This is a genomic window from Nonomuraea sp. CA-143628, from assembly GCF_050942315.1.
Lineage (GTDB): Bacteria > Actinomycetota > Actinomycetes > Streptosporangiales > Streptosporangiaceae > Nonomuraea.
The window spans coordinates 3,961,171-3,977,518 of the sequence record NZ_CP192072.1 but is presented as its reverse complement, the minus strand read 5'-3'; the positions used below and the strand labels follow the sequence as shown (position 1 = coordinate 3,977,518).

13 protein-coding genes are annotated in these 16,348 nt (G+C 72.0%); 8 read left to right on the top strand and 5 right to left on the bottom strand.

The features are described from left to right. Window positions 1-19: 19 nt before the first annotated feature. From ACQP2T_RS18430 to ACQP2T_RS18415, 4 genes are all read left to right on the top strand, one after another. Window positions 20-1,246 (top strand): HRDC domain-containing protein, encoded by a 1,227-nt coding sequence (locus ACQP2T_RS18430; RefSeq protein ID WP_433517345.1) that lies wholly within the window; start codon window positions 20-22, stop codon window positions 1,244-1,246. Between the two features lie 72 nt (window positions 1,247-1,318). Next, on the top strand, window positions 1,319-2,464 hold the full coding sequence (locus ACQP2T_RS18425) for a Gfo/Idh/MocA family protein (protein WP_433517344.1): 1,146 nt from the start codon (window positions 1,319-1,321) through the stop codon (window positions 2,462-2,464). Beyond that, window positions 2,461-3,621 (top strand): dihydrodipicolinate synthase family protein, encoded by a 1,161-nt coding sequence (locus ACQP2T_RS18420; RefSeq protein ID WP_433517343.1) that lies wholly within the window; start codon window positions 2,461-2,463, stop codon window positions 3,619-3,621. The genes ACQP2T_RS18425 and ACQP2T_RS18420 overlap by 4 nt, the downstream gene beginning before the upstream one ends. Continuing rightward, complete coding sequence (locus ACQP2T_RS18415) at window positions 3,618-4,529, top strand: sugar phosphate isomerase/epimerase family protein (RefSeq protein WP_433517342.1); 912 nt, start codon at window positions 3,618-3,620, stop codon at window positions 4,527-4,529. The genes ACQP2T_RS18420 and ACQP2T_RS18415 overlap by 4 nt, the downstream gene beginning before the upstream one ends. A 43-nt stretch (window positions 4,530-4,572) precedes the next feature. Here the strand turns inward: ACQP2T_RS18415 and ACQP2T_RS18410 are convergent, their stop codons facing one another. From ACQP2T_RS18410 to ACQP2T_RS18390, 5 genes are all read right to left on the bottom strand, one after another. Then, window positions 4,573-7,239: a PEP/pyruvate-binding domain-containing protein gene (locus ACQP2T_RS18410; RefSeq protein ID WP_433517341.1), complete on the bottom strand. Its 2,667-nt coding sequence runs from the start codon at window positions 7,237-7,239 to the stop codon at window positions 4,573-4,575. Window positions 7,240-7,325: 86 nt separating this feature from the next. After that, window positions 7,326-8,411, bottom strand: a complete 1,086-nt coding sequence (locus ACQP2T_RS18405) for an alkaline phosphatase family protein (RefSeq protein WP_433517340.1) — start codon at window positions 8,409-8,411, stop codon at window positions 7,326-7,328. Window positions 8,412-8,413: 2 nt separating this feature from the next. Next, window positions 8,414-9,190, bottom strand: coding sequence for a sugar phosphate isomerase/epimerase family protein (locus ACQP2T_RS18400; protein WP_433517339.1), 777 nt, complete (start codon window positions 9,188-9,190; stop codon window positions 8,414-8,416). Window positions 9,191-9,271: 81 nt separating this feature from the next. Further along, a complete protein-coding gene (locus tag ACQP2T_RS18395) occupies window positions 9,272-10,264 on the bottom strand; it encodes a LacI family DNA-binding transcriptional regulator (protein ID WP_433517338.1) in 993 nt (330 codons plus the stop codon). Window positions 10,265-10,368: 104 nt separating this feature from the next. Beyond that, window positions 10,369-11,547 (bottom strand): hypothetical protein, encoded by a 1,179-nt coding sequence (locus ACQP2T_RS18390; protein ID WP_433517337.1) that lies wholly within the window; start codon window positions 11,545-11,547, stop codon window positions 10,369-10,371. 832 nt (window positions 11,548-12,379) lie between these two features. Here ACQP2T_RS18390 and ACQP2T_RS18385 point away from each other — a divergent pair. The 4 genes from ACQP2T_RS18385 (at window position 12,380) to ACQP2T_RS18370 (ending at window position 16,344) form a co-directional block, all read left to right on the top strand. Continuing rightward, window positions 12,380-12,532, top strand: coding sequence for a hypothetical protein (locus ACQP2T_RS18385; protein WP_433517336.1), 153 nt, complete (start codon window positions 12,380-12,382; stop codon window positions 12,530-12,532). 60 nt (window positions 12,533-12,592) lie between these two features. Further along, complete coding sequence (locus tag ACQP2T_RS18380) at window positions 12,593-13,756, top strand: thiolase family protein (protein ID WP_433519791.1); 1,164 nt, start codon at window positions 12,593-12,595, stop codon at window positions 13,754-13,756. Next, window positions 13,753-15,846, top strand: a complete 2,094-nt coding sequence (locus ACQP2T_RS18375) for a 3-hydroxyacyl-CoA dehydrogenase NAD-binding domain-containing protein (RefSeq protein ID WP_433517335.1) — start codon at window positions 13,753-13,755, stop codon at window positions 15,844-15,846. Before ACQP2T_RS18380 ends, ACQP2T_RS18375 begins: the two co-directional genes overlap by 4 nt. A 105-nt stretch (window positions 15,847-15,951) precedes the next feature. Further along, the gene (locus ACQP2T_RS18370) at window positions 15,952-16,344 is read left to right on the top strand and encodes an SSI family serine proteinase inhibitor (protein ID WP_433517334.1); all 393 of its coding nucleotides are present in this window, start codon (window positions 15,952-15,954) and stop codon (window positions 16,342-16,344) included. Window positions 16,345-16,348: the final 4 nt, after the last annotated feature.

The following is a 16,348-nucleotide window of genomic DNA, read 5'->3' as shown; positions in this document are numbered from 1 at the left end:
TCATGAGAACGGTGATCTCATGACAGAAGAACGAACCGTCGTCCCACTGCTGGAGCCACGCGAGGGCATCCCGGCGGTCGTCGAGGACGCCGCCTCTTTGGCGCGCGTCGTCGCGGCCTTCCGGGCGGGCACCGGTCCCGTGGCCGTCGACGCCGAGCGGGCCTCCGGCTATCGCTACGGCAACCGCGCGTACCTGGTGCAGCTGCGCCGGGCGGGCGCGGGCAGCGCGCTGATCGACCCGATCGCCTGCCCCGACCTGTCGGAGCTGGACGAGGCCGTCTCGGACGCGGAGATCGTGCTGCACGCCGCGTCGCAGGATCTGGCGTGCCTGCTGGAGGTCGGGTTCAGGCCGCGTGACATGTTCGACACCGAGCTCGCGGGCCGGTTGCTCGGCTACGAGCGCGTGGGGCTCGGCACGATGGTCGAGACCGTGCTGGGCCTGCGGCTGGAGAAGGGCCACTCGGCGGCCGACTGGTCGACCAGGCCGCTGCCCGAAGACTGGCTGCGCTACGCCGCGCTCGACGTCGAGGTGCTGGTCGAGCTCCGTGACGTGCTTCACGGCGAGCTGGTGGAGAGCGGCAAGCTGGAGTGGGCGCGCGAGGAGTTCTCCGCCGTGCTCAACACCCCGCCGCCGGTCCCCCGCTCCGATCCGTGGCGGCGCACATCGGGCATCCACAAGGTACGCAACATGCGGGCGCTGGCGATCGTGCGGGAGCTGTGGACCATGCGCGACCGCATCGCCCAGGACAGCGACCTGGCCCCCGGCCGGGTGCTGCCCGACTCGGCGATCGTCACGGCCGCGCTGGAGGTGCCGCGCACCAAGAAGGCGCTGACCGAGATCTCGGCGTTCACCGGACGCAGCGCGCGCCGGCACATGACCGACTGGCTGGCCGCGGTCAGCAGGGCGCGCGGGCTGCCCGAGTCCCAGCTGCCGCAGCCGAGCACGCCCGGCGACGGGCCGCCCCCGGCCAACCGCTGGGCCGACCGCGATCCGGCGGCGGCCAAGCGCCTGGCCGCGGCGCGCGCCGTCGTGGCCGCGCTCGCCGACGAGCATCGGATGCCGACGGAGAATCTCCTGCAGCCCGACGCGGTCCGCAGACTCACCTGGGAGCCGCCGGTGGAGATCACCGACGAGACCGTGACAGCCCGGCTGCGCGGGCTCGGCGCCCGCGAATGGCAGCTCTCCCTCACCGCCCATCCGCTCGCCAAGGCGCTGGCCCGGCTGGAAAGCAAGGGCGAGGTCTAGGTACGGCCCACTTGACGCCCCCACGGGGGCGGCCTTACCGTTCGGGAAAGCGCTTTCCGCGAAAGGATCCTCATGAGCGTGCGCACCATTGGCGTCGTGATGAACGGCGTCACCGGCCGGATGGGTTACCGCCAGCATCTGGTCCGATCGGTCCTGGCCATCAACGAGCAGGGCGGGGTCGTCCTCTCCGACGGCAGCCGGGTCAAGCTCAGGCCGGTCCTGGTGGGCAGGAGCGCGGACAAGCTTTCCCGGATCGCCGCGGAGCACCACATCTCCCGCTACACCACGGACCTCGACTCGGCCCTCTCCGACGACGACAACCTCATCTACTTCGACGCCCAGGTCACCAGCGCCAGGGTGAAGGCGGTGCTCAAGGCCATCGAGGCCGGCAAGCACATCTACGCCGAGAAGCCCACGGCCGAGTCGGTCCAGGAGGCGGTCGCGCTGGCGGAGGCGGCCAAGGCCAAGGGCGTCAAGAACGGCGTGGTGCAGGACAAGCTGTTCCTGCCGGGCCTGCTCAAGCTGAAGCGGCTCATCGACAGCGGCTTCTTCGGCCAGATCCTCTCGGTCCGGGGCGAGTTCGGCTACTGGGTGTTCGAGGGCGACTGGCAGGAGGCCCAGCGGCCGTCGTGGAACTACCGGGCCGAGGACGGCGGCGGCATCGTGCTCGACATGTTCCCGCACTGGCACTACGTGATGGAGAACCTGTTCGGCCGCGTCGAGTCCGTCTACGCCAAGGCCGTGACGCACGTTCCCCAGCGGGTCGACGAGCAGGGCAAGACCTACGCGGCCACCGCCGACGACGCCGCGTACGGCATCTTCGAGCTGGCCGGCGGCGTGATCGCCCAGATCAACTCCTCCTGGACCGTCCGCGTCAACCGCGACGAGCTGGTGGAGTTCCAGGTGGACGGCACGCACGGCAGCGCGGTCGCGGGTCTGCGCAACTGCCGCTTCCAGCACCGCGCCGCCACGCCCAAGCCGGTCTGGAACCCCGACCTGCCCGCCACGGCCCGCTTCCGCGAGGGCTGGCAGGACGTGCCGGACAACGCCGACTTCGACAACGGCTTCAAGATCCAGTGGGAGGGGTTCATCCGCCACGTGTGCGAGGACGCGCCGTTCCCGAACGACTTCGCCTCGGGCGCGCGCGGCGTGCAGCTGGCCGAGCTGGGCCTGCGCTCGAACGCCGAGGGCCGCCGGATCGAGGTGCCGCACCTGTGATCATCGACCTGCCCGGCGGCGCGTACACGCTGCGTGAGCCCGTGACCTGGCCCGTCGTCGACGCCCCGGCGTCGAGCCGGGTCGTGTACGCGGCCGCGCACGTGGTGGCCGACCCGCTCGGCGACAACACGCCCGGCTCCCCCGCCGCCGTCGACTGGGACGCCACGCTGCGGTTCCGCAGGCACCTCTGGTCGTACGGCCTGCGCGTCGCCGACGCCATGGACACCGCCCAGCGCAACATGGGCCTGGACTGGGCCGCCACCAAGGAGCTCATCCGGCGCAGCGCCGCCGAGGCCCGCTCGTTCGGCGACCCCGCCGCGCTGGTGGCCTGCGGCGCGGGCACCGACCACGCCCCCGGCGCCGCCGACCTGGGCGCGATCACCGCCGCCTATACCGAGCAGCTGGAGACCGTGCAGGCCGCGGGCGCCGGGGTGATCATCATGGCCTCGCGGCAGCTCGCGCGAGTGGCGAGCGGGCCCAAGGACTACCACCAGGTGTACGGGGAGCTGCTCGGGCTGGCCGACCGGCCGGTGATCCTGCACTGGCTGGGCGAGATGTTCGATCCGCAGCTGGCCGGATACTGGGGCTCCGCCGATGTGGCGGCGGCCACGGAGTCGTTCCTGGAGCTGATCCACGCGCACGCCTCGAAGGTGGACGGCGTGAAGGTGTCGCTGCTCGACGAGGAGCACGAGGTGGGGCTGCGGGCCGCGCTGCCCGCCGGGGTCCGGCTGTACACCGGAGACGACTTCAACTATCCGTCGTTGATCAAGTCGGGGTCGCACGCGCTGCTGGGCATCTTCGACGCGATCGCTCCGGCGGCGGCCGCGGCCCTGCGGGCGCTGGACGCCGCCGAACAGGGCACCGGCACGGAGGCCGCCCGAAATCTCGCACTTTACGATGAGATCTTGGCCCCGACCGTGCCACTGTCCCGGAAGATCTTCGAGACGCCGACGTACAACTACAAGACCGGCATCGTCTTCCTGGCCTGGCTGAACGGCCACCAGGACGCGTTCGCCATGGTGAACGGCGCCCAGTCGGCCCGCTCGCTGGTCCACCTGTCGGAGGTCTTCCGCCTGGCCGACCAGGCCGGGCTGCTGGCCGACCAGGAGCTGGCCGTACGGAAGATGAAGGCGCTGCTGGAGGTGAACGGGCTGTGAGCCTCTCCCTGAACCAGCGGACGACCAAACGGTGGTCGGTGGCGGAGGCCGTCGAGGGCTGCGTACGGCACGGTCTGGAGGCCGTGGGGCTGTGGCGTGAGGAGGTGGCGGAGCAGGGGCTGGCCGAGAGCGTCAAGCTGGTCCGCGACGCCGGGCTGCGCGTGTCGTCGCTCTGCCGTGGCGGCTTCCTGACCACCCCCGCCGACCCAGGGCCCGGCACGAGCGACACGAGCGGCCAGGCATCAGGCGGGACGGCTCGTCGGGCGGCGCTCGACGACAACCGGCGGGCCATCGACGAGGCCGCCGAGCTGGGCGCGGCCTGCCTGGTCATGGTCGTCGGCGGCCTGCCGGGCGTGCGGCCCGGTGAGCCGCTGCCCGCCGATTCGGATGGCGCGGGGCGGTCGTTCTCGCGTGATCTGGCCGGGGCCCGCGAGCAGGTGGCCGAGGCGCTGGAGGTGCTGGCCCCGTACGCCGGTGAGCGGGGCGTCAAGCTGGCGCTGGAGCCGCTGCATCCGATGTACTGCGCCGACCGGGCCGTCCTGTCGACACTGGCCCAGGCGGTCGACCTGTGCCTGCCGTATCCGGAGGAGCAGGTGGGAGTGGTGGTCGACACCTTCCACGTGTGGTGGGACCCGCGGCTGTTCGAGGAGATCGCCAGGGCCGGCGGCCGGATCGCGTCGTACCAGGTGTGCGACTACCTGCAGCCGCTTCCGGCGGACGTGCTGCTGGGGCGGGGGATGATGGGCGACGGGGTGATCGACTTCCCGCCGATCACCCGCGCCGTGGCCGCGGCCGGTTACACCGGGGACGTCGAAGTGGAGATCTTCAACGCCGACGTCTGGGCCGCCGACCCGAACGAGATCGTGGCCACCATGAAGCACCGCTACGCCCAGGTGGTGTCCGCCTGACCCGGCCGGGCGTCCTGTGCCGCCCCTCCTGACCCCGACCGGGTCAGGCCGGGCTGGCGGCCGGTTCGTCCCGTGCCGTGGCTTCGTCCGGCTCGTCGGCCTCGGTGATCGTCACCGTGCCCGCGGCTCCGTTCACGGTGATCTCCTGGCCGGTGACGATGCGGTGGGTGGCGTCCGGGACGCCGGCCACCGCCGGGATGCCGTACTCACGAGCCACCACCGCGCCGTGCGACATGGCGCCGCCCATCTCCATCACCAGCCCGCCCGCCGTGAGGAACAGCGGCGTCCAGCCGGGGTCGGTCGACGGGCAGACCAGGATCTCCCCCGGCTCCAGGTGCGCCCCGACCGGGTCGAGCACCACCCTGGCCCGGCCGGTGACCGTACCGGCGGAGGCGGCGCTGCCGATCAGCGCGCCCGCCGCGGCGGGGGCCGCCAGGGCCTCGGGCTCGGTGCCGTCCGACAGCATGATCCTCGGCACGTGCCTGCGGCGTGACTCCCGCTCGTAGGCCGCCCGCCGCTCGGTCACCGTCGTACGCAGGTCGCCCCCGTCCAGCGCCGACCGCGCCTCCTCGATCCGCAGGTAGAACACGTCGTCCGCCGCGTCCAGCACGCCGGTGGTCACCAGGTGCTCGCCGACGACCAGCAGGCTCCGCCGGATCGCGGCCAGGGTCTTCACCAGGTAGAACTTCGGCATCTCGCGCACCCCGGCGAACATCCGGGTCCGCCGCAGCCCGAACCGGGTGACGGCCCCACGGAGCGCGCCCTTGCGGCGAGCGGTCGCCACGATCCGCGCGACCGCCGCCTCGGCCTCGGCCGCTCCCCTGGCGAACAGCGCGTCGGGCGCGAGGTCGGCGCCGCCCTCCATGCGCAGGTAGTTGGCCAGGACGCCGAGGATGTGCGTCGGGTCCTCCGACCAGCGCGCGACGCCCAGGTCGATCTCGGCGATGCCGCGATGCCCGTACTTATCCAGAAAAGCAGTTATCCCCTGCTGAGCCTTCGGGGGCAGTTCACCGGCCTTGAAGCGGCGTACGAGCTCGCTCACCGGCTCGTTCCTGAACGGTTCCGGCTCGATGCGCGTCGCCAGCGCCCAGAGTTCGAGGTCCATCTCGGTGGTCGGGTTGTTGGGGACGCTGCGGAGCACGTCCTGCATGTCGCTCATGGACAGGCCGGAGAGCTTCGAGGCCAGCGCGAACAGCCCATAGCCGGCGACCGCGATCGGCATGAGCGAGACGATCACCGGGAACGCGGTGCTGAGCATCCGCTCCGCGTGGTCGAGCCGCTGGACGGGCGTGGCGGTGCCGGGCACCCGCAGCCGCCGGTCCAGCTCGTCGCCCATCCGCCTGGTGTAGGCGATCGCCCGATCAGGCCGGGTCAGCGCCTGGAACAGCCGCTTCGGGGCGTGTACGCGGCGGGCGAAGTGCGCCACCGCGCGGAAGAACGGGCGGCGCGAGGTGTGGATCAGCGAGAACCGGGGCTCCTCGAACAGGTCCGTCAGCACCGCCCCGGCCCTGGCCTCGCCCATCAGCAGGGCGCGCGGCATGATCGCCCGGCCCATCCGGCTGCGCACGGCCGTGGTGAGGTCCAGCCAGACGCGCTGGCCGGCCTCGAACATGAACGCCGCCCCATCACGCGCCCTGGCCGGGCCGTAGCCGAAGACCCCAGCGGCACCCGAGCTGAGCAACTGGAACGCGGACAGCCCCATCGGGGTCAGCGGCCCCATGACGCCCTGGGCGACGTTGATGGAGAAGTACACCCGCAGGCCCTGCCTGGTGGTCTCGGGCAGCGGGTAGAGCGTGGTGATCGGCCTGGCCTGGGTGAGCCAGAGCTTGCCGTCGGCGTCGATCGCCCACTCGGTGTCCTGCGGCGCGCCGTAGTGGTCCTCGACGCGGGTGCCGAGCGCGGCCAGGTCGCGTACCTGCTCGTCGGTCAGGCAGAAGCCGTCGTGGGCGGACTCGACGCGTTCCGTGCCGCCGCCGGGCAGAGCGCGGATCGTCAGCCGCTTGTCGCCCGCGTGCCGGTCGAGGATCTGGCCGCTCGCCGCGTCGACGACGAACCGGTCGGGGTTGACGGCGCCGGAGACCACGGCCTCGCCGAGCCCGGGGTTCGCGTCGATGACGGCCTCGTGTCTGCGGCCGGTGAGCGGGTTCGCGGTGAACAGTACGCCGGCCGTCCGCGCGTCGACCATGACCTGGACGACCACCGCCAGCCGTACGGAGGCGTGGTCGATGCCGTTGGAGTCACGGTAGGCGACGGCGCGGTCGGTCCAGAGCGAGGCCCAGCAGCGGCGTACGGCGTCGAGCACGTCGTCGGCGCCGACCACGTTGAGGTAGGTGTCCTGCTGACCGGCGAAACTGGCGAACGGCAGGTCCTCCGCCGTGGCCGAGGACCGCACCGCGACCGGCGCCGCGTCCTGGTGCACGGCCTGGCTCAGTGTGGTGTACGCCTCGCGGACGGACCGCGCGACGGCCTCGGGGATCGGGGCCCCCAGCAGCCGCGTCCTGGCGGCCTCCGCGAGGCCCGGGCCGCCGGTCGCGATGACGTCGTCCAGGCCCGCCGCCTGCGCCACCTCGTGGTACGCCTCGGTGGTGAGCGCCCAGCCGGGCGGGACGGGGAGCCCGGCCCGGGTCAGCTCACCGAGGTTGGCCGCCTTGCCACCGACTTCGGCCAGCATGCCGCCGTCGATGTCGGAAAAGTCCAGTGCCGTCGTCATCGGGTGTACTCCCACCGTTCAGCGTCTCGTTACGAGTTTCACGCTTTACGGCAAAGAATTCAACACTTGATGAACAGTGGCGTCGCTCACACCTCCAGCGGCACACCGTCGAGGCCCCAGGCGGGGTCGGGGTCGATGCCGAGCAGGGCCAGCGCGGTCGGGCCGACGTCCACCAGCCTCGGACCGCCGAGGCCGGGACGACCCAGGTTCGCGCCGCTGGGGTTCGCGCCGCTGGGGTCTGTGCCGCCCAGCTCCGCACGGCCCAACTCCGCGCCGCCCAGCTCCGGGCCGCTGAAATCCGGGCCGCTGAGGTTCGCGCCCAGGCGGGCGGCGATGACGAAGACCGTTCGCTCCTCGATGGAGGTGCCGCCGTGGCCGCCCTCGTCGACATGGCCGTGGTCGGTGGTGACCAGCACGGTCCAGCGCTCGCCGGCGAACGTCGGCCTGTCCCGGATCGCGTCGAGGAAGCGGCCGAGGTAGGCGTCCTGGGTGTGCAGCGCCTCGGTGTATTCGGGGCAGTGCGGGCCGAGGTCATGGGCCACCTCGTCCGTCTCGCCCAGGTAGACGAAGGTGAGGTCGGCGCCGGTGCTCGCGAGGTGGTTCTCGGCGGCCTCGGTTACCTGCTTGTCGGCGGTCGGCCAGGTGATCGCGTAGCCGTCCAGGGCGAGGCGGGTGCCGATGTCCGGGCCGAACGCGCCGTGGTCCGCCAGCGCCGCCCAGGAGAAGAACGCCGCGGTGGTCAGGTCGGGGCGGGCCGTGTTGGCGCGCGTCAAGAAGTCAGGATATTTCGCGAATTGGGGGCGGGTGAAGGCGTTGTCCACAACGCCGTGCTTGTCGGGCCACACCCCGGTGGCGATGGACGACCATCCCGGCCCGGAATCGGTCCGCGACCTGATGGCCCTGCTGGAGGAGACCTGGTCCGAAGCGGCGGTGCCCTCGCCCGAAGTGGCGGTGCCCTCAGGGACGATCTCGCCGGGGGACTCGGTGCGGGGGGCGGCGGCCTCACCGTACGGGAGCAGGCTCGTCCCGTACGCGCCCGCCGACATCAGCCCGCTCAGCACCGGCGGCTCCAGCGCGACCAACCGGTCGAAGCGCAGGCCGTCCATACCGACCACCAGCACCTTGGCCCTCGCTGAGCCCTTGGCTGGGTCCCTCACCGGGTCGCTCGTCACTGCTACTCCCTTCTGAAACGCCGCACCCACTCGGCGGCCCCAGGCAGTATCTCCTCCACCGGTGCGACCTGGGGATACCAGGTGCGCTCCCACTCCAGCGACACCCACCCGGAGTAGCCCCACGAGCGCAGCAGTTCACCGCACTCGTCCAGCGGCACCGTGCCGGTCCACATCGGCACCGGAGTGGTGTCCTGGGCGGAGACCGCGTCCTTGACCTGGACGTAGGCGAGGTGCGGGCCGAGAAGCGCCAATGTGTCAGCCGGGGACTCGCCGTGCCGCCACGGGTGGAGCAGGTCCCAGAGCGCACCGGTGGTCTCTGGGCAGGCCGCCTCGTCGAGCAGTCGCGCGACGGCCGCGCCGGTGGCCATCTGGTCGTGCGTCTCGACGAGCACCCGCAGACCAAGTCCGGCGGCCGTGGCGGAGACCGCCTTGAGCCTGCGCGCTCCGATCGCAGGGTCCTCGCCACGCGGGAACACCCGGACGCCCGGGGCGCCGAGGTCGGCCGCGAGCGTCAGGTCCGCGACGAGCGCCTCGACGACGGGCTCGTCAGGGCCCGGCTCGCATACGCCGACATATCCGGCGAGCGCCGATATTTCCAGACCTGCGGCTTCGACCCGCTGCCGCACCGACGACCGCTCATCCGCCGACAGACCCCGGTGTACGCCGGTGTCGGGGTGCAACCGCAGCTCCAGGCCCTGGCAACCCTGCGCGGTCGCCACCTCGATCGCCCTGTCGAGCCCATCGCCCGGCATCCCGAGCGTGCTGACCGCCAGTTTCATTACGCCCTCCCGAGCGACCGTCCCGCCTGTAGGGCGCCTCCCCTTCGGAAGCGCCCCCTGTCCACGCCCTGTACGGCGAGCTCAGCGCAGCGCCCGTACGCTCTCGCGCAAAACCACCTCGCCCGGCACCTGCTCCACCGTCGGCTCCTCCTCCGCCGCCAGGGCCAGCTCGAGGGCGCGGGCGCCCATGTCCTGCAGCGGCAGCCGTACCGTGGTCAGCGCGGGCACCTGGTCGCGCAGCGTCGCGATATCGTCGAAGCCGGCCACCGACACCTCGTCCGGCACCCGGATCCCCCGCTCACGGTAGGCGGCGAGCGCCCCCACGGCCATCACGTCGTTGACGGCGAACACGCACGTCGCGTCCCCCGTCTCCTGGGCCGCCCGGTAGCCGCCGTCGCGGTCGAAGGGGCCCTCGATGACGCGCGGCTCCGGCAGGCCGAGCTCGGCCAGCGCCGACACGAACCCGGCACAGCGGTCACGGGCGGTCATCAGGCGCGGCGGCCCGGCCAGTACGGCGAAGCGGGTGTGGCCCAGCCCGGCCAGCGAGCGGGCCAGGGCGGCGGCGCCCTCGTGGTTGGCGGGCGCGACCGTGTCGACGCCCAGCAGGTCCTGGCCCACGCACGCGGCCCGCCCGCCGCTGGCCCGGTAGCGGTCCAGCTCGACGCGGAGCCGTTCGGTGACCTCAGGCTCGGCGACGCGGGAGCCGACCAGCAGCACGGCGCGTACGCGCTGGGCGTTGAGCGTCGCCACGTAGGCGATCTCCTGCTCGGGGTCGCGGTGCGTGGTGCCCACCATGACCAGCAGCCCCTCGCCGGCCGCGGCCCGCATCGCGCCGTCGGCCAGCGCCGCGAAGTAGGGGTCGGTCAGGTCGTGGACCACGATGCCGATGACGTTGCTCGCCCCGCGGGCCAGTGTCTGCGCCGCGATGTTGGCGCGATAGCCCAGCTCGTACGCGGCTCGCTCGACGCGGGCCCGCAGGTCGGCGCCCACCTGGCGGGTGCTGCCGTTGAGCACCCGCGAGGCGGTGGCGAGTGAGACGCCCGCCTGCTTGGCGACGTCTTCCAGCGTGACCACGAGACCTCCCGGAAAGCGGTTTCCCAGTGTGCCAGACCGGCACCTGGGTCCGCATCCTTACACGTCTCGGGGCCGGCGCGACAGGAAGTCACCGCCGAAGGACTTCATCCCCACGGGAACAGGATGTCGAACAGGCCCTTCTTGGTCTCCGTCGGAGCCGGCACCGGAGCCTGCGTCTGCTGAACCGCCTGCGTCGACTGGCTGGTCTCCGGCTTGGCCGGCTCCTGCGTCGCCTGCTTCTGGGTGGTGCCGGTGTCGGTGTCCTTGATCGTGCTCTGCGTCGCCCTGGTGGCCCGGGTGCTCGGCTTGGCGGTCGGCTCGCCGATGCGCGTGCGGGTGGCCCGCGGCGAGGGGGTACGGGTGGTGCGCACCCGGGCGGCGGTCGGCGACGGGGCGGCGGTGGCCGACGCGGTCGGCTCCGGGGAGTCCGACTCCGTGGGGTCGGTGGCCTCCTCCTCGGTGTCGGTCGGCTCCGAGTCCGTGGGAGAGGCGGCCGGCGCGCTCACCTGCTCGGCGCTGGCGCACTTCCCGCTCTGGCACGGGTCGTCGGAGGACGTACCGGTCAGCATCCAGCCGGCCCCCGCGCCGAGCACGACGACCGCGACGGCCGCCATGAGCAGCTTCTTGGTACGGCGGCGCACCTCCTTGTCGCCCTCGGCCTGGTGACCGCCCCCCTGGGGGCCGTCGGTCCAGCCGGAGCCGAGGAAGCCGCGCTTGGGCTCCGCGGACTCGTCATCGTCGTAGGAGGACCCGTAGCTCTTGTCGAGCGGGAGGTAGGCGTCACTCGGCTCGTCACCGGTGTAAAGGGGCCCGCTCGGCGCGTCGCCCGTGTAAAGCGGCCCACTCTGGGCGTCGCCCGTGTAGAGCGGCTCGCCGGTGTCGCCGGAGTAGAGCGGCTCCCTCTCCGCATCGCCCGTGTAAAGCGCCCCACTGGCCGAGTCACCGCTGTAGAGCGGCCCGCTCGGCGCGTCACCGGCGTACAACTGGTCGCCACCCGTGTAAAGCGAATCCCCATAGAAAGGACCGCTGGCCGGGTCACCCGTGTACAGCTCACCCTCGGCACCCGTCGCGCGGTGCTGTCCCTCGGACGGCGGGGTGTACAACTCGGGCGCGCCCTTGTCCGGCGGAAGGATGTAGGTCTCATTGCCCGAGACCACAATGGCCGGCTGTTCGTCGGTGTCGTCCGTGCTCCAGCGCGGAGACAGAACGTCGCCGGTCAGCTCCGGGTTCGCCGGCCTGCCCTGCCCATCCTCATATGGCCTGTCGTTCTCGTCGCGCGCCACGATGGAACCTCTCTAATACGAATCTGGACCGCGACCCTTCCTAACAGACTTCTCCACCACTTGTCCGGAAATTTCACAGGATGCACATAAATAAGCTGGAGTCACAACTGCGATCTTCCGTTTCAGCAGACCCCCCCGAGGGGTATGCCCGAGGGTTGCCTGCACATGACCACGCACCTGCTCCAGTCCTATACGCACGGTAATGGGACACGGCCCCCCTAAAGCCAGCAAAGGCCGCGCATGACGGCGCTGATCTCGGCCAGGAGGGGAATTTCGGTCCAATCGAGGGCTCCATCCAAAAGACCGGAATTCAGAACGCGGTCACGCGCGGTGACGACATCATGACCCGCACAATCGAGGCCGCACCCCTTCCCGGCGCCCCGCCGCCGACCGGTTTGGGTGCGGGCGCGAGCCCTGCCGCCGACCGGTTTGGGCGCGGGCGCGCACCGGACCGCGATCGTCACGCTCCCCGGCTCGCTCGCACTGACCGCCTCCTCTCAGCTGTCACGCTCTCCGGCCCCTCCCAGTCGCCACGCCCTCCGGCCCGCTCGTGCCGATCGCCTCCTCCCAATCGCTCGCCGATCGGGTCCCGGCGCGCGGACAGAGCCCGCCGCCGGCCGTACTCGCGCTCACGCTCCTTCCTCGCCGCGCTCCCCGCACCGGCGCGCACCCAGGCCCCCGGGACGCGCGTGTGCGGGCCGTACGCGGACGCGAACGCTGAGTTGCACGCCTAGCCGCCCAGGACGCCGCAGCGGGCGCTCAGCAGGCTCTCCGGCGACCGCGGGTGGGCGGTGACGCCGCCGCCCGGCCGTACGGGCGCCACGCCCGCTCCGTGAGTCGCCCGGCTGTACGGGCGCCACGCCCGTTCCGCGAGTCGGGTCCGTACGGCTTCACCGACACGATGAGCCGGGCCACCGAGGCGCCGACGCCGGCGGGTTCGGCGGTGGGCACGGGCCTCGTCCGCGTCGTGGTTACTGACCAGTAGCATAGGCGCGGTAACTGCCGAGCAACGAGGAGCGAATCCGTGCCTTCCTCTCGTGACGTCGTGTTCGTCGACGGCGTACGCACACCTTTCGGCCGGTCGGGGCCCAAGGGCATGTACGCGGAGACCCGCGCGGACGACCTGGTCGTCCGTGTCATCCGCGAGCTGATCCGGCGCAACCCGGGGCTGCCGCCGGAGCGCGTGGACGAGGTCGCGATCGCCGCGACCACCCAGATCGGCGACCAGGGCCTGACCATCGGCCGCTCGGCGGCGGTGCTGGCCGGGCTGCCCAAGACCGTGCCCGGCTACGCGATCGACCGCATGTGCGCGGGCGCGATGACCGCGGTGACCACGGTCGCGGGCGGCATCGCGTTCGGCGCGTACGACGTGGCCATCGCGGGCGGTGTCGAGCACATGGGCCGTCACCCGATGGGCGAGGGTGTCGACCCGAACCCGAGGTTCCTGTCCGAGCGCCTCGTCGACCCGAGCGCCCTGGTCATGGGCATGACGGCCGAGAACCTGCACGACCGCTTCCCCACGATCACCAAGGACCGCGCCGACGCCTACGCGGTGCTGTCGCAGGAGAAGGTGGCCAAGGCGTACGCCGACGGCCGGATCCAGCCCGACCTGGTCCCCACGGCGATCAGGACGGCCGAGCGGGGCTGGGGCCTGGCGGTCGAGGACGAGGCGCCGCGCCCCGGCACCACGCTGGAGGGGCTGGGCGCGCTCAAGACGCCGTTCCGCGCCCACGGCAACGTCACGGCGGGCAACTCCTCGGGCATCAACGACGGCGCCACCGGCTGCGTCGTGGCCGCCGCCGAGACGGCCGCCGAGCTGGGCCTGGCGCCGAAGATGCGGCTGGTCTCCTACGCCTTCGCCGGAGTGGACCCCGAGGTGATGGGCGTGGGCCCGATCCCGTCCACCGAGCGGGCGCTCCGCCTGGCAAATCTCGATATTTCCGATATCGGGCTGTTCGAGATCAACGAGGCTTTCGCCGTACAGGTGCTGGCCTTCCTGGAGCACTTCGGCATCGCCGACGACGACCCGAGGGTGAACCCCTACGGCGGCGCCATCGCCTTCGGCCACCCGCTGGCCTCCTCGGGCGTGCGGCTGATGACGCAGCTCGCGCGGCAGTTCGGCGAGCGCCCCGACGTTCGCTACGGCATCACCACCATGTGCGTCGGCATGGGCATGGGCGGTACCGTGATCTGGGAGAACCTGGCATGAGCAACCTCGAGACCTGGCGCTCGCTGCTGACCGAGCGCGACACCGGCGAAGTCGTCACCAAGGCCCTGATCCGCGACGTCGAGCTGCCCGGCGGGGCCGGCACGATGGCGCTCATCACCCTCGACAACGGCTTCGACCACACCAAGCCCAACACCTTCGGCCCGCACGGGCTGTTCGCGCTGAACGGCGCGCTGTCCGAGATCGCCGCCCGCACCGACCTGGCCGCCGTGGGCGTCACGGGCAAGCCGTTCGTCTTCGCGGTCGGCGCCGACCTCAAGGGCGCGGCGACCATGGCCTCGCGCGAGGAGGCGGGGGCCATCGGCGCGCTGGGGCACCACGTGTTCCGCCGCCTGGGCGAGCTGCCGATCCCGTCGTTTGCGTTCGTCAACGGCGCGGCGATGGGCGGCGGCCTGGAGGTGGCCCTCCACTGCACCTACCGGACGATCTCCTCGGGTGTCCCGGCCATCGCGCTGCCCGAGTGCTTCCTCGGGCTGGTGCCGGGCTGGGGCGGTACGCAGCTGCTGCCGCACCTGATCGGCCCGGCCCGCGCGATCAAGCTGATCATCGAGAACCCACTGTCGCAGAACCGGATGCTCAAGGGCGCCCAGGCGTTCGAGCTGGGCGTCGCCGACGTGATGTTCGAGCCGGCCGACTTCCTGGAGGAGTCGCTGCGCTGGGCCGCCCGGGTGCTCACCGGCGACACCGTCGTGGCCCGCGGCTCGCACGCCGATGACGACTGGGACAAGGCGGTCGCCGACGCGCGTTTCCTGGTCGACATGAAGCTGCGCGGCTCCTCCCCCGCGCCCTACCGGGCGCTCGACCTGGTCGCCCTGGCCCGTACGGCCACGCGCGACGAGGGCTTCGCCGCCGAGGACGAGGCGCTGACCGACCTGCTGATGGGCGACGAGCTGCGGGCCGGGCTCTACGCCTTCGACCTGGTGCAGCGGCGGGCCAAGCGCCCGGCGGGCGCCCCCGACGCCGCGCTGGCCCGCAAGGTGACCAAGGTCGGCGTGGTGGGCGCGGGGCTGATGGCCTCGCAGATGGCGCTGCTGTTCGCCCGCCGCCTGGAGGTGCCGGTCGTGCTGACCGACCTGGACGAGAGCCGGCTCGCCAAGGGCGTGGGCCACGTGCACGCCGAGGTCGACAAGCTGCTCGCCAAGGGCCGCGTCTCGGCCGACCAGGCCAACCGGCTCAAGGGGCTGGTGACCGGCTCACTGACCAAGGATGCCTTCGCCGACGCCGACTTCGTCATCGAGGCGGTCTTCGAGGAGATGGCGGTCAAGCGGCAGGTGTTCGCGGAGGTGGAGGCGGTGGTCTCGGCCGACTGCGTGCTCGCGACCAACACCTCCTCGCTCTCGCTGGCCGAGATGGGCGCCGCGCTGGAGCGTCCGGAGCGGCTGGTCGGGTTCCACTTCTTCAACCCGGTCGCGGTGATGCCGCTGCTGGAGATCGTCAAGGCGCCCGCGACGGACGACGCGACGCTGGCCACCGCCTTCGCCGTGGGCCGGTCGCTGAAGAAGTCGTCGGTGCTGGTGAAGGACGCTCCGGCGTTCGTGGTCAACCGGCTGCTCACCCGCTTCATGGGCGAGGTGATCGCGGCGGTCGACGAGGGCACGCCATTGGAGGTCGCCGAGCACTCGCTCGACGACCTCGGGCTGCCGATGACGCCGTTCGCGCTGCTCCAGCTCGTGGGGCCGGCCGTCGGCCTGCACGTGGCCGAGACGCTGCACGCGGCCTTCCCGGAGCGCTTCGGCGTCTCGGCGAACATGGCCAAGCTGGTCGCCGCCGGCAAGCCGGGCGTCTATCTGCCCGACTTCTCGCTCGACCCCGAGGCGGTGGCGCTGTTCGCGGGCGGCTCGGCACCCTCCACCGCCGCCGAGGTACGGCTGCGTGTGCTGCGGGCACTGGCCGAGGAGATCCAGATCATGCTGGACGAAGGCGTGGTCGCGGCGGCGCAGGACATCGACCTGTGCATGATCCTCGGCGCGGGCTGGCCGTTCCATCTGGGCGGGATCACCCCGTACCTGGACAGGTCGGGTCTGGCCCGGCCGCGCTTCCTCCCGGCCGGCACAGCTTCCGTGCCCGCCTGAGACGGGCAGGCTTGACCGGATCTTGGGAGGCCCATTCGGCGGGTCTCCCAAGGTCCGGCGTGCCGTCACGTAGTGTGTTCGCCGCGCTACGAACGGAGAAGATCCATGATGAGAGCAGTCGGCACGATCGCGTTGTGCGGAGTCGCGCTGGCGACGGCGACCCCCGCACTCGCCGAAACGGCCCCCAAGTCGACGCTGAAGATCGTTGTCGTGGTGGACGACCTGCCGAGGGGGGCCACCCTCACCTGTGACCCCGACGGCGGCAGCCACCCCACCCCCGCCGCGGCCTGCGACCTGCTGCGGAAGGTCAAGGGCGACCCGGGCAAGCTCAACGTGGTGCCCAATCCGGTGTGCACCGACGAGTACCAGCCGCACACCGTCGTGGTGGTGGGCAAGTGGCGCGGGACCTCGCTGCGATGGACCTACATCTTCTCCAACTCCTGCCGGATGAAGGCGGCGGGCGGAGCGGTCTTCACCATTCGGCCGCCATCCGGCTGACCCG

Excerpts from the sequence above, each read along its gene's own strand:
- ACQP2T_RS18430 (WP_433517345.1), top strand. The coding sequence starts at position 20 with ATGACAGAAGAACGAACCGTCGTCCCACTGCTGGAGCCACGCGAGGGC.
- ACQP2T_RS18425 (WP_433517344.1), top strand. The coding sequence starts at position 1,319 with ATGAGCGTGCGCACCATTGGCGTCGTGATGAACGGCGTCACCGGCCGG.
- ACQP2T_RS18410 (WP_433517341.1), bottom strand. The coding sequence starts at position 7,239 with ATGACGACGGCACTGGACTTTTCCGACATCGACGGCGGCATGCTGGCC.
- ACQP2T_RS18400 (WP_433517339.1), bottom strand. The coding sequence starts at position 9,190 with ATGAAACTGGCGGTCAGCACGCTCGGGATGCCGGGCGATGGGCTCGAC.
- ACQP2T_RS18375 (WP_433517335.1), top strand. The coding sequence starts at position 13,753 with ATGAGCAACCTCGAGACCTGGCGCTCGCTGCTGACCGAGCGCGACACC.
- ACQP2T_RS18370 (WP_433517334.1), top strand. The coding sequence starts at position 15,952 with ATGATGAGAGCAGTCGGCACGATCGCGTTGTGCGGAGTCGCGCTGGCG.